Genomic DNA, 12,471 nt, shown 5'->3' with positions numbered 1-12,471 from the left:
CGACCAGCGGAGGTCCTGCTGAAACGCGAGCGCGCCACCACACTCCTGAACGACATGCTTGACCGGCTGGAAGAGGGAGCCTGGCCGCTGGACCTCATCGACGAGATCCTCGTCTTCGGCTCCTACGCACGCGGCGCACTGAACCCCTCGGATGTCGACCTGGTCGTGGAACACCGCCGCGACGACCGTCTCACCTCCGAATTCCTTCACGCCCTGTCCTACGGCCGTGACCCCTCCGCCTCGATGAAGCGCGCCTTGAAGGGCAACAGCCGCGGCCTGCAGATCCACTTTGGTGAACGCAAGACCCTCGAAGCGGAAGGGTTCGAGCTGACCTTGCTGTGGACACGGGGCGAGCTCGTCGATGCCGCCCGCACCCGGCTCGCCGCCATCACCCCCGACCCCGAGGCAGGCCGGGCCCCACGCGACCACATGATCGAAGCCTTCGACGGGGCCGGTTCGTGTGCGTGCTGGGCGAGGCCGGGGTCGGCAAGACCTTCGCCGTCCACACCGCCGCACGCCGCCTTGGTGAGCTGCTGCCACTGGACTTCCGGGCCCTTCCGGCGCCAGCGGACCTGCGCGCCGCCCTCCACAAGGCACTGAAGCTCCGCGGTGAGGCGCCTGCCGACCCCGGGGCCGCCGACACGCTGATCCGCCGCACCCTGGCCCAGGGGCCGCGGATCGTCGTGGTCGAGGACGCCCACCGGTTGTCGGCGTCCTGCTTCGAGTACTTGCGTTTCCTCCACGACGACCTCCCCAAGGGCTGTGCGTGGTCCTGACCGCCCAGGCGCGCGGCGAACGCTCCTTGCGCGCCCAGCGGATGCTCGCTACCCGCACCGCCGGCTGGCCCTACATCTGGCCGCTCACCCGTGACCAGGTCCCGAAGGCGGTTCCCGCTTTGCACCCCGTGTGGCAGAGCGTCCCGCCCGACGACCTCAAGGCGCTGGACGCCCGTATCGCCGACGGCGCTCTGCGCCGCTGGGCCGTGCTCACCCACCACACCCAGCGGGCTCTGGCCGCCACCAAAGCGAGCACGCCCGATCCGGACCTGCTGCAGGCCGTGGCCGACCGGGTCGATGGCGGACGCCGCCCATGACCGCACCCACACTTCCCCCCGCCCCTGCCTCACGGGCCGCTACACCGCCGGCGGCCCCGGCGGCGCGGCCGGTGAGGCTGCTGGACGGCGACGACGACCACGCGGTACACCGAGCCGCCTACCAGTGGGCCGATCCCGCCTGCGGCCGGATCACCGTCGACCCCACCCCGCACACCACCAGCCCGGCCTACCTCGCGCTGGACGTACTGCGCGCCATGGGCCGCGACGGGTTCTCCCGACCCGAGGCCGAGCGGATGTCCACCGACCCCGCCTGGCGGGCGGTGACGTGCTGGACCCTGGCCACTGGCGTTGACGAGGTCATCGTGTTGCGCGCCCACCGCCTCACCACCGAGCGGCTGCGCCGCCTGGCCGCGTGGCGCGCGGACACTGGCATCCGCCTGACCCTCTTGGCCCACACCCTGGAGCCTGGCCGACTTCCAGCGCCTGCTCGAACACATCACAGCCGCCGGGCTGGTAGAGGTGGCGACCGTACGCGGCACGGCCGCTGTCTTCGGCGCGATCGGCCTGGCCGCCGCCCGCCCGCCGGTACGGCCCACCACCGCGTGATCACGCTCACCCGCTGCCCACGATGTCGCGCAGCTCGGTGGCCGCCTTCCGCGCGGACTGCTGGCGCCGCCAAAACGCCACCGACTTCGCCCACACCGACGGTCAGTACCGTGCTGGCTACGCCGCCGCCCGCACCTGGCTGGCCCGCCTGCCGGCCCAGCCACCCCGGCTGGAGGCAACCGAACCCGCCGCCAGCCCGGCCGGGCCCACCCCCTTCAGCTTGCAAGAGACCGAGGCATTGCGGCTGTTCCTGGCCCGCCTGACCGTCTCAAGTCCCAGCGTCCAGCACACCGTGGCCCGCGTTCGCGGCGCCCAGGCCGGCTTTCTTACCCGCTCGGTGCTGCTCAACGTGCCCGACGACCTCACCAGCCGCGCGGGCCCCGGCTTCACCACCGTGCCCCTCACCCCGCGCGTCGTGCACACGATCACCGTGCGCCTGCCCAACCCGCTGCGCGCCGCTGCTATCGCGGCCCTGTTGTGCACCGGCACCGACAAGTCGCTGCTGTCGATGACCCAGATAGCGAGCGTCGGCGATTCCGGCACCACCGTGGCCATCGACCGCGACTCGCGGATCAACATCGGCGAACCTCCCGGGCCCCGGCACGTGTACGCGATCCCGCCCCGCGCCCGCCCCCTGCTGCACGCTGCCGTCGATTTCCGCCGCCGCACCCCGCGTACTGCCGACAATCACGGCCTGTTCGCGAACTGCTTCGGCACCACGCCACGCCTCGAAGCCCTCATCACCGACGCCGGCCTCCCGATCCCCGCCCTGGCCAACCCCCATTCCGGGGATGACTGGCACACCGGCGCCCGCTGCTGGCACCTGCACACCACCACTCCGCCCGCCCCCGACGTCCTGCCCCGCCCTGTGGAGTTACGCCCGTGACCGACCAGACACCGCCGCCCGGCGGTACGTCCGCGGTCGCGTTCGACCTGAAGTTCTGGCGGACACGCGCTGCGGAGTGCCGGCTCACCGACGAGGACCTGACCGCGCTGACCGGCATCCCCACCGCCGACTGGGACAGCCACCTCACTCCGCACACCCTCCCCGCCGCGGCCCTGTTCGTCCTCGCCCGCGCCCTGAACACCTCCGCGGAATGCCTCCTGCGCCAGCCCGCACCGAACCGCCGTCCCGCCCCGAGGGCGGCCGACCACGCCACCGTGCTGCACGCCGCCCTGCTCGAAGCCGACCGCATCCACCCCGACGAACTGGCCTCCGCCCTGGAATGGACCCCGCACCGCCTCAAGCGCGCCGCCACCGCCCTGGCCACACACCTCGAGCAGCCCAGCAGCCCTCACCGGCTCGTCCACACCGACACCACCATCCACTTGACCTGCGTGCCCGACCTGCTAGCCCCCAAGCAGCGGCAGAACCTGCACAACTGCGGCCACACCGCCGCCTCCCTCGCCCCCGGCGAGGCCGCCGCCCTAACTCGCCTGCTGCACCACACCGCCCGCGGCCTTACCCCCGACCTGCCCGCCGAGCAGATCCCGCGTCTGGCCAACCGGCGTCTGCTCGCCCTCTCCGGCGAACAGCCGGCTGCCCACCCGGACGTGTTGTTCGCCCTCGGTCTGGCCGCCCGCCCCCTCACGGACGCAGAGACCGCCGCAGACGGCTGCGCGTCGGTGCCCGCTGACTCATCACCACCCAGGCCGCGATGATGCCGATGCCTCGTACGACCGCCGTGCCCGCCACCACCACCGGAGCGTGGAAGCTCACATGGTCACCCGGCCACACCAGCCCCGGCCTGCCCCTGCTCACCGTGGTGCACGATTCAAACGACGACTGCGCCTTCATGGCCGCCGCGCTGGCCGCTCACACCCCCGCGCGGGGTCGCATCACCGTCCACCCCACCCCGGTGGCGAGCGCTCCCGCCTCCCTGGCCCACGACCTGCTGCGCAGCATGGGTAAACACCTCGCGCCGGTAGGCAGCGCGGACGGCACCTACTGGAGTGGCAACACCGAGACCGCCTGGCGCGCGGTCGCCGCCTGGATATCCGCGCTGCGCATCGGTCATGTCGTCGTCACCCGGGCCCATCGCATCGGCTCCCGGCACTTCGAGCACCTCTTCGCCCTGCGAGAGCTCAACAAAATCCGGCTGACCCTGCTGTGCCACGGCCCGTTGCCGCCCGCTCTGGCCACCGCGCTCGCCGTCTCCCGCATGAAGCGGTGCACACCCTGGCCGCGACCCGCTGCGCCGTGGCCGCTCCCGCGCCTGCTCCACCGTCGGCCGCCGGCCGGTTCGCGTGGTGGGAGGCAAATGGGCAGTTCCCGCCAGACGAGGGCGAGCCGTGCTTCCTGCTGCCCACCCGCCGTACGCCCGGCCGCAGCCACATCGAGGCAGCGGCCCGCCGCCTGGGCCGCGCGGTGCTCCCGCTGCCCGCCGCCGACCACTTCCCGCCCGAGCCCGACGAGCCGACCGCGCTCCTCGCGCACCGACTGCACGCGCGCATCGCCCATCCCGTCCACGCTGCGGCGCTGGCGGTGCGGGTTTTCGCCGCCCAGACGGACCTCCCGGCCCGAACGGGCCGTGGCCGGGAGATGCGGACACCGTCCTGGGCAGAGGACTTGACCGAGGCAGCCTGCCACTTCGGGCAGCTGGAGGGGCGTGCGGACAACACTTCCACGCCCCACCTCAGGTCCTGGGACCACGCGGCTGTGACCGAAGCAGCCCACGCCTGCGGCCTGTATGAACACCGGGCACCGGGCCCGAAGCGGCACTTCGCCGCCCCCACCTCGCGTTCCGGGCGGCCAGCCGCCGTGCGTCCTGACGCGGGCGGCACACCAGCACCCGGCCGGGCAGCATGAGGCGCGCAGGAATCCAACCAACCGTGGGAAAACAGGAGTAGATGATGGCCGAGCCAGGTACATAACTCTTTGAAGCGATCCGCCGCGACCACCGCGGCGGCGACAGGCTGCCGAGGTCGCTGGCCGCCCGGTACGGTGTGTCCCGCCCAGACGGTCATGGAGGCGATCTCGACCGTGCTGCCGCTGCCGCATTCCCTCCCGACCGACGAGGAGCAGCTGGGCGAGGCCCGTTCAACTTCTGGATGCGCTGCTGGCCCAAGACCAGGCCAAGGCGCCTGCCGAACGCCGCTCGGCCTTCGAGCTGTATGAGGAACTGAGTCTTCGCACCAGCAGACTTCCGCTGTCCTACCGGTGGGTATGGGAGTACATCACCGATTGCCGTTCCCCGTACGCTTCCAACATTTCCCCGGAACCACACGAGCGAGCCTGGGCGGGCAACGTACCTTCCGACACGCCGAGCTTCGTCACCTACCTGATCACCAGTGCGGTGCGCGACCTGGCGGAGCTGAAGATCGAAGGGACGCTGCCGGCCGCCGATGGTGTCGAGCTCGGCATGGTCTCCCTCGGCAACGCCAGGGCCCGGATCAACCAGGCCCTGCACGAGTCCGCGCCGGCCGGACTCAGGACGGGCCTGTCCTGAGCGCCTTCACCGGCATCCCCGAAGACGACCTGGCAAAGCAGGTCGAGGACTACCACCGCCGCATGACCACCTGAGCAGCAGCCCCGCCCCGTCGCCTACCGACGGGCGGGGCTGTAGACCGACGGGTATGGGGGCTCGCGGTGGCCGCATTCCGGCGACGGCGGTGAAAGCGTTCCGGTCCTGCCGGGCGGTCGAAAGCCGGCCCCGCTGGACCGTCGTAGGCGCGGATGACCAGATGGCGGCCAGGGTGGGCGTCTTCCACACGCCGGCAGTGGGCCACCACTGCTCCCAGCGCACCACCACGGCCCGTGCCGAATCCCAGTAGCGCTCCGCTGTCGGCGTCGTGGATCCGGTAGTGGATGTCCTCGTTCGCGCTCGTGGCGTCTGCCAGCGGTTCGCCGTTCCAGGTATCGGTCACTGCTGGTTCCGTTCGTCGAGGCGGGTTGTTGTCGTCAGGCTGCATAGGTTGACCGACTGGCTGCCGATCAGTGCTGGCGGGTGACGAAGATTCGAGCACGTTCGTCGAGCTCGGCCGTGACCCGTACGCCGCGGGCCCGGTACGGAGGCTGGAGCGCAGGGAGCCGCAGACCGCTCGGCCGGCCGGCCGCGGGAGTGGCCTCGTCCTCGACCACGGTCCTGGCATGCGGCCGTCCGCAGCCCCGGTGTCACTCTCGGTGCCGCGTCAGAGCCTCTCGCACGGCGGTGATGGCGATGCGCTCCTGCTCCAGGCGCAGGTGCGGCCGGTAGGCGCCGGTCCGCAGATCCTGCTCGAGGTGGGCCTCCTCGGGGGTGAGGTGCGTCAGGCCGCCGCGTGCCTGGCTCTTCTCCTGGCCCCAGTGGGACTCGTGGGCGAGGAGGGTGGCGCGGTCCATGAGCAGTGACGTGGTGTGCGGGAAGCGTCCTCGGACCTGGTTGAGGATGGCGAAGCCATGGGTGTCGATGTCGCCCCAGTAACAGAGATCGACGTCGTCGAGCCAGGGCAGGTGACGCAGCAGGGCGGCGGCGTATCCGGAGCCGAGGATGGCGATGGCGTCGGGGACCGGCGGCAGCGAGAGGTAGGTGATCTCGTTCTCAAGGACGAAGACGGTGCGCACCCCGGGGGGCCAGTCGGCCAGTTCCTCGGCGCGGACGGTGAGTTCGCTGAAGGGCAGGGGAGAGGCGCCGAGGTAGCGCAGACGGACGTAGATGGGCTTGGTGCGGAAGCCGTACCGTGCGACTAGATCGCTCTTCGGTGCGCTGGCGTTGACGCGGCTTTCAGGGAGCACGCAGTCGAGAAGTTCGGCGAGGATACCTTTGTTGGTCTCGATGAACTTGGTGTCCACGCCAGGGGTGTCGATCTCGCGCAGGTAGACCGCCTCGGTGTCGTGGTCGCGGATCCAGCACGTGGTGTGCACGAGCCGGTGCCAGTCTGCGGCGTGGGCGAGGACCTTCATGGGGTGGTCGGTCATCCACCGTGCGATGCCGGGGTCCTGGCGTGAGGTCTGCTCGTGCAGGGTGCGGAAGTGGTCGACCTGGGTGGTGACGCGGAGCAGCGTCCAGAGGCGGTCGCGGCTGTCTACCCAGGCTCGGGCCGGGACGGTGTTCGACGGGGTGCCGTTGCGGCCTCCGATGGATTTGGTCTGGATGCGCAGATGGGGGTTCCGGTCGGGGGCCCAGCACTGGGCCCAGGCGAGTGCTTGCTCGTAGTACTGCAGGGCATCGGCCGCGGTCGGGCCCTTCAGCGACACTCCGATGGGTTCGAAGGGGTGTCCGCCTGCGGCAGCGGTGAGGTAGCGGCCGCTGGTCCACTTGCGGCGCAGGATTTTCACCACATGCTCGGGGCGGGTCCATTCTGTCGGGGTCACGACTGCTCCTTCGGGGGCTGGTTCGCCTGCTGGGCTGCTGCCTGCCTGTGGGCACGGAACTCCTCGATGGTGAGGTTGTTCAGGCGGGAGCGGGTCTTGTCGGGGCGGTCGACGTAGCCGACACGGGTGACGTGGGGCTCGATGACATGGAGTTTCTGGAGCGGGGTGACGACGAGGAGTTGCAGGCCCAGGCGCTGGAACAAGTCGAGGGCGAAGTGGGCGGAGGGGTCGTCACCGCGTCCGAAAGCTTCGTCGATGGTGACGAAGTGGAAGGTCTTGGGTTTGACGGTGGTGGGGTCGATGCGGAACTGGTAGGCGAGGGAAGCCGCGAGGATGGTGTAGGCGAGTTTTTCCTTCTGGCCGCCGGACTTGCCGCCGGAGTCGGAGTGGACCTCGTACTCGGCGTCGTCCTCGCGATTGAGCTCGCTGGCGGAGAAGACGAACCAGCGCCGCACGTCGGTGACCCGGGCGGTCCACTCCTTGTCGAAACGGGTGTGCTCCGGGCGGCCCTTGAAGCGGTCGAGGAGCGCCTTGACCTGGAGGAACTTCTCTTCGCTGTACGCATCATCGGCGTCATTCGAGAGCGCTTCGCTGGTACAGGCGCGCAGGTCGTGCTGGAACTCGCGGACCTCCTTGTTCGGCGTAGGGGCGGCGTTGAGCCGGATGTAGCGGCCCGGGTTGTAGTCGATGCCGGCCAGCGAGGTGTTGATCACGTGGATGCGCTCGCGGATCTGCAGCTCCTGAGCACCGAGATGGGCCTGGAAGGAAGCGATGTCACGGATGACGTTGGTGCGCAGGTACAGAAGGAACTGCTCCTCGAATCGGGGCAGGTCCTCGTCGGTGAGCCGACTGTGCAACGCGCGGTAGCCGCCGGCGGATTCGATGGTGTTGTCCAACTCGGCGGTGTGGACCGGGTACCTGCCGCGGAAGGCGGTCATCAGCCCTGCTGCCTGGCTGCCGGCGTGGCGCAGGGCGTCGTGGCGACTGCCGCTGCTGCGCAGCAGACGTGCTTCGGCATGGCGCTCGGCGTCGTCCAGCATCTCCAGGAGGCCGTCGCCGTCGGCTGCGGGCAGGAACTTCCTCAGGGCTTCCTCGTGCTCCGCCATGCCGTCGAGGTCGCACTTCGCGAGGAACGTGGTGGTCCTGCCCAGCAGGTCGGCGATGTGCTGGACGTCGCGGCGCAGGCCGCCCAGCTCCTCCTGCCCCGTGGTGAACGTCTTGCTGCTCTGTACGATCTCGTCCTCGGTCCGCCGGAGCTGCGCGGTGAGCTTGTCCAGACCGGCTTCTGCTTCCAGGGCGCTCTTCTGCTGCTCGAACTGCTCGATGTCCGCGACGGTGCTCTGCCAGTCGAGTTCCGCGTAGGTGTCGACGCTGGCCAGCAGGGTGAGGGCGGCACCGGTTCCGGTGCGGGCCTGCTGCTGCTTCTCGAGTTCCCTGGTGGCCGTGGTGATGTCGGCGCTTTCGCGGGTGAGGCAGGTGGCCTCGGCGAGGAGAGCGTCGAGCTTGGCCTGGTTGCTCCAGCCCAGCACCCAGCTGCGCCGGTCGTCGATGCGGTGGGTGTCGTTCTTCTCGTGGCGGCCTCCGCCGCCCTTGATAAGGCCCTGCCGGGTGACGGCGGGCCGGGTGGCGCGGGCGAATGCGTCCAGGTCTTCGGTGCACAGGTAGTCGGCACGCGAGCGCAGCCGCGCGGCGAGCCAGTCGCGGGCCCAGTTGTCGGATTTGAGCTGGAGTTTGCCGGTCAGCAGGGTGGAGTCGTCCGGCAGCGTGGTGATGGGTGTGTGGGCGGGGACCCGGTAGTAGACCAGTCTGAGGCCCAGGTGACGGCCGTTGACCCAGGCCGAGACGGTGTCGTAGTGGGCCTGTGGGACCAGCAGGGACAAGGCGAACCCGTGCAGTACGCGCTCGGCGGCGCCGGCCCACTCGGATTCGTCGTCGCGGACCTGGATCAGCTCGCCGGCGAACGGCAGGACCTCGTCGGAGACGCCCGTGGCGGTGGCGAGTTCGCGACGCAGGGCCAGCAGTTGGGCGGGGATGCTGGAGCGCTGCTGCTGCAGGCTGGTGATCTCGCGTCGCAGCGCATCGGTCGCGGTGGTGTTGTCGTGGCGCGCGATGGCGAGATCGTCGAGTTTCCCGCGGGCCTGCTGCTCTTGTTCCTCGGCCCGGGAACGGGCGGTGGAGATCTGGTCGGTCCGCTCGCGGAAGGAGGCGGCGTCGGTGACGGGATCCATGCCGGCCTGCGCGAGCCAGGCGCCGTACTCGGTGGCGCGCTTGCGGCGCCGTTCGCGTTCGCGGCCGAGTTCTTCGATCCGGCCGGTCAGGGAGATGAGCTTCTCCCCGCCTACGCCGTCGATACGGCGCCGCAGGCCGTCGGCCGTCCCGCGCAACTGCTCCAGCTGCCGTTCGCGAGTGGACTGCAGTTCCTCCAGTTCCGCCGTACCGGACATAAGCGCGGTGTGACGTCTCGTGAGGAGCCGATGGCGGTGCTGGGCGAAGAACGCGGGGATGGCACTGCGGCGCTTGTCCAGGGCGCGGATCTCCTCCTGGACGGTGTCGTACCGGTTGCAGGCCACCACGATCGGCGTCAGGTCCTCGATCATCCGACGGGCCCGGACGACTTCGTTGTGGCTGGCGGTGAGCGCGTCGAAGTGGGCAACAATCTTGTCGACGGCTGTCTTCGCGTCGAACGGCTCCAGCATCCGCTCGCGGACGAACTCGTCCAGGCTGCCCACGGCCTTCATCGACACCGTCTGGTGGAACAGGTCCAGGGCCTGCAGGCTGGGGATGCCCAGGCCTCTCAGCAGTGCCTTGCCGTACTGGGTGTATGTGCTGCCGTGGATAGTGGCCCCGCGCTGTTTCAGCTGCCGACGCAGGTCGGTGATGTCGGTGCCGAAGCCGGTGAAGTCGGTGTCGATGGACAGCGGTGCCTCGGCGGTGAGGTAGAACCGCTCGGGCTGCCCGGTGCTGGTCGGGGATGTCCAATAGAAGACCTGTGCGAGCGTGAGGTGGGCGCCGAGGGCGTAGTTGGTGAAGACGCCCAGGATCACGCTGTAGGAGGTGTGGTCGCGCAGTCCCACGGGGCGTGTGGTGTCGGAGGCCTCGACGCGCTCGTTCTTGTGATGGCCGAGGACGTAGGACCGCAGGTCGCGCTCCTTGGCATCGGCGCCCGCCGCCTTGTTGTAGGCGATCTTGTGGGCGGGCAGAAGCAGCGTGGTGAGCGCGTCCACCAGGGTGGACTTGCCCGATCCCACGCCCCCGGTGAGCAGGGTGCAGTGCCCGTCGATGGTGAAGGTGCAGGTGGTGCGGTGGAAGGTGCCCCAGTTGAGCACCTCTAGGCGGGCGAGCCTGTAACCGGGGCCGACGTCGAACCTGCCGGCAGGCTCTGCGGTCGTTGCCTGCCGTGGGATGAGCACTGCCGGGTCGGTGGTGAGGGTCATGTGTCGTCCTTGGCCGTGGTGGAGGCAGCGTCGCGGTAGGTGGCGAGGAGGTCGTTGAAGTCGTTGAGGGCCTGGGCGTCGACCAGGGCCTTGATGTGGCGGCGGACCTCGTAGGTGCTGGTCTGTTTCGTCTGGCGCAGTGCCTTGAGGTCGACGAGCTTCTTGATGTGGGCGTCGATCTGGTCGACGAGCTGAGCTTCGTTGCTGCGTGGTGGGAGGAAGCTGCGGATCATCTCGACCAGGTCGTCGCGGGTGAGTACCAGGCGCGGGTCGGCGGAGTCGGCGTCGCTGTCCGCGAGTCGTCCGCGCAGCAGGACGAGCATCAGGCTGACGGGGAACGAGAGCCGGTGGCGGGTGACCAGCCGCGGCACCGGGACGCCGTCGTCACGGGAATCGAGATCCTGCTGTCGGACGTAGGCGTAGCCCTCGGCGCGGTCGATGACGACATCGAGGCCGATCACGCTGAGGTAGTCGCCGATTGCCGCCTGATGGCTGATGATCTGCTCCCAGACGGCAGGTGCATCGCTCTGATAAAGTACGCCCGCTTTCAGCAGGTGGACCACGGGGACGGTCAGGGCGTCGCTCATTCCTGCTCCGCCTTTCCGGCGGTGGTGCCGCCTTCGTCGCGTACGAACGTCACGTGTGGCACTCTCGCCTGCGTGTGCCCGGGCACATGGACGCGCGGATAGACCAGGAGGTCGGTGCGGTCCGGGTCCACGATCATGTCCAGGCCGGGGTGCTCCACCTGGAAGTAGGCGAGCAGTTCCGCGAGCCCCAGGGTCAGCGGGTGGTCGTCGACGATGGCGGCCAGGTTCGCCTGGCCGCTCGGGCTCGCGGTGACCGCCTCCAGAACATGACCGGTCAGCGCCTCGGTGTCGACGTGGACGCCGGAGAAGAGCTCGGAGATGTCCACCTCCGCGTCGTCGGATTCCTCCACTGCGGCGGTGTCCAGCTCGATGCGTTCGACCGGCATGTACAGCCGTCGCTCCATCGGCAGCGTCAGATGTGGCTGAGGGACGTCCAGCGCCATGCCGGGCAGGTCGGCCTGGCCTTCCAGGACGGTGACGTGACGCTGGATGGAGCGCATCAGCGCCAGTACACGGCGGTCCTCTGCTCGGCTGCGGTCGACTAGGAAGCGGCGCAGCTGCTCGGTCAGCTGCCGGACCGTGTCCTGGGTGTTCTCGGCCGCCTCCAGCCAGGCGAAGGGGATCTTCAGCAAGCTCTGGTTGGCCCTGCCTCCCAACTGCTGCAACCGGTTGACCTGCTGCAGCAGCTCCCGCAGTTCCTGCTGGCGGCGGGGGGAGAGGAGGTAGTCGAAGAACGCCTGGAAGCTCTGTCCCTGATCGGACCGGGCGATCTCGTCACGGTCCAGCAGGAACGAGGCCAGTTGCTCCCCCTTCCCGCCCTCGGCGGTGGCGACCTGGTGGCGCAGACGTACGTCCAGTTCCCGAAGATTGGCCTCCACTTCGCGGAAGTCCCGCAGGAGTTCGCCCGCGGTGCTCTCCACCTGCTGGTAGCGGTCCAGCAGCGCGAGCGGGGACAGCATGTCGACCTCACCGGCGCGCAGCCGCGCGATCTGGGCGTCGATCGCATCCCGCTCCCGGCGCAGTTCATCGATGCGTGTCTGCGGATCGGTCTCCGTTCCGAACGCCATCTGCCGCAGGAGCGCGACGATGGTGTTCAGGCGAGACTCGGTTCCGATGAACGAACGTGCGGGCAGGTCCCGCACCCAGGCCACGGCCTTCTCGAGGGCCGCAGTCGCGTCGAAATGCGCCTCGTCCTCCCCAGGTGGGTAGTACTTGCGCAGCCAGCTGTTCTTCGTCCACTCCGCCAGATAGGCGCCGGCGGACCGGGGAAACGATCCGGGCTTTTCCTCGTTGAGGAGGTAGAGCCGGTCGTCCAGCCGGGACTCCAGTACGGTTTCCGGCACACCGCGCGCGTTCTCGTCGACGAACACTGTGCCGCAGAACGACAGCACCAAGGCGGCGTTGTCCGCGCGCAGCAGTACCCATGCCGGGTGGCTGGTGAGAGCCGTGACCTGATCGAATTGCATGCAACCCCCCGATCGCACCCCTGCGGTTTCC

General features: G+C 69.6%; 10 protein-coding genes and 1 pseudogene. 7 read left to right on the top strand and 4 right to left on the bottom strand.

The genetic code is table 11. The annotated features are described in order from the left end of the window. Positions 1–54: 54 nt before the first annotated feature. The 7 genes and pseudogenes from LHJ74_RS00120 to LHJ74_RS00090 form a co-directional block, all read left to right on the top strand. Positions 55–177 (top strand): annotated as a pseudogene (locus LHJ74_RS00120) (nucleotidyltransferase domain-containing protein); the annotation flags it as partial. 161 nt (positions 178–338) lie between these two features. Continuing rightward, a complete protein-coding gene (locus LHJ74_RS00115; protein WP_311203243.1) occupies positions 339–776 on the top strand; it encodes an ATP-binding protein in 438 nt (145 codons plus the stop codon). Continuing rightward, entirely contained in the window at positions 767–1,093 is a 327-nt protein-coding gene (locus tag LHJ74_RS00110; RefSeq protein ID WP_260215271.1) for a hypothetical protein, read from the top strand. The genes LHJ74_RS00115 and LHJ74_RS00110 overlap by 10 nt, the downstream gene beginning before the upstream one ends. A 589-nt stretch (positions 1,094–1,682) precedes the next feature. Further along, positions 1,683–2,546, top strand: coding sequence for a hypothetical protein (locus tag LHJ74_RS00105; RefSeq protein ID WP_260215270.1), 864 nt, complete (start codon positions 1,683–1,685; stop codon positions 2,544–2,546). Continuing rightward, the gene (locus tag LHJ74_RS00100; RefSeq protein ID WP_260215269.1) at positions 2,543–3,322 is read left to right on the top strand and encodes an aldehyde dehydrogenase family protein; all 780 of its coding nucleotides are present in this window, start codon (positions 2,543–2,545) and stop codon (positions 3,320–3,322) included. The genes LHJ74_RS00105 and LHJ74_RS00100 overlap by 4 nt, the downstream gene beginning before the upstream one ends. Positions 3,323–3,830: 508 nt before the next feature. Next, positions 3,831–4,469: a hypothetical protein gene (locus tag LHJ74_RS00095; RefSeq protein WP_260215267.1), complete on the top strand. Its 639-nt coding sequence runs from the start codon at positions 3,831–3,833 to the stop codon at positions 4,467–4,469. A gap of 487 nt (positions 4,470–4,956) precedes the next feature. Beyond that, positions 4,957–5,109: a hypothetical protein gene (locus tag LHJ74_RS00090; RefSeq protein ID WP_260215266.1), complete on the top strand. Its 153-nt coding sequence runs from the start codon at positions 4,957–4,959 to the stop codon at positions 5,107–5,109. Between the two features lie 665 nt (positions 5,110–5,774). On the opposite strand, the gene LHJ74_RS00085 is transcribed toward LHJ74_RS00090, so the two are convergent. The 4 genes from LHJ74_RS00085 to LHJ74_RS00070 are packed head-to-tail and all read right to left on the bottom strand — an operon-like array spanning position 5,775 to position 12,440. Next, a complete protein-coding gene (locus tag LHJ74_RS00085) occupies positions 5,775–6,953 on the bottom strand; it encodes a Wadjet anti-phage system protein JetD domain-containing protein (protein WP_260215264.1) in 1,179 nt (392 codons plus the stop codon). Continuing rightward, positions 6,950–10,387, bottom strand: a complete 3,438-nt coding sequence (locus LHJ74_RS00080; RefSeq protein WP_260215263.1) for an ATP-binding protein — start codon at positions 10,385–10,387, stop codon at positions 6,950–6,952. The genes LHJ74_RS00085 and LHJ74_RS00080 overlap by 4 nt, the downstream gene beginning before the upstream one ends. Beyond that, the gene (locus tag LHJ74_RS00075; protein ID WP_260215262.1) at positions 10,384–10,974 is read right to left on the bottom strand and encodes a DUF4194 domain-containing protein; all 591 of its coding nucleotides are present in this window, start codon (positions 10,972–10,974) and stop codon (positions 10,384–10,386) included. The genes LHJ74_RS00080 and LHJ74_RS00075 overlap by 4 nt, the downstream gene beginning before the upstream one ends. Further along, positions 10,971–12,440, bottom strand: a complete 1,470-nt coding sequence (locus LHJ74_RS00070) for a DUF3375 domain-containing protein (RefSeq protein ID WP_260215261.1) — start codon at positions 12,438–12,440, stop codon at positions 10,971–10,973. The genes LHJ74_RS00075 and LHJ74_RS00070 overlap by 4 nt, the downstream gene beginning before the upstream one ends. Between the last annotated feature and the right edge of the window lie 31 nt (positions 12,441–12,471).

The sequence above is a fragment of the Streptomyces gossypii genome (genome assembly GCF_025165795.1).
In the GTDB taxonomy this organism is placed as follows: Bacteria; Actinomycetota; Actinomycetes; order Streptomycetales; family Streptomycetaceae; genus Streptomyces; species Streptomyces gossypii.
The sequence above is the reverse complement of the archived record's forward strand: the minus strand, read 5'-3'. Positions and strand labels throughout refer to the sequence as shown.

What these genes read in the sequence shown, in the direction of transcription:
- LHJ74_RS00105 (WP_260215270.1), top strand. Translation starts at nt 1,683, where the DNA reads ATGTCGCGCAGCTCGGTGGCCGCCTTCCGCGCGGACTGCTGGCGCCGC.
- LHJ74_RS00080 (WP_260215263.1), bottom strand. Translation starts at nt 10,387, where the DNA reads ATGACCCTCACCACCGACCCGGCAGTGCTCATCCCACGGCAGGCAACG.
- LHJ74_RS00075 (WP_260215262.1), bottom strand. Translation starts at nt 10,974, where the DNA reads ATGAGCGACGCCCTGACCGTCCCCGTGGTCCACCTGCTGAAAGCGGGC.
- LHJ74_RS00070 (WP_260215261.1), bottom strand. Translation starts at nt 12,440, where the DNA reads ATGCAATTCGATCAGGTCACGGCTCTCACCAGCCACCCGGCATGGGTA.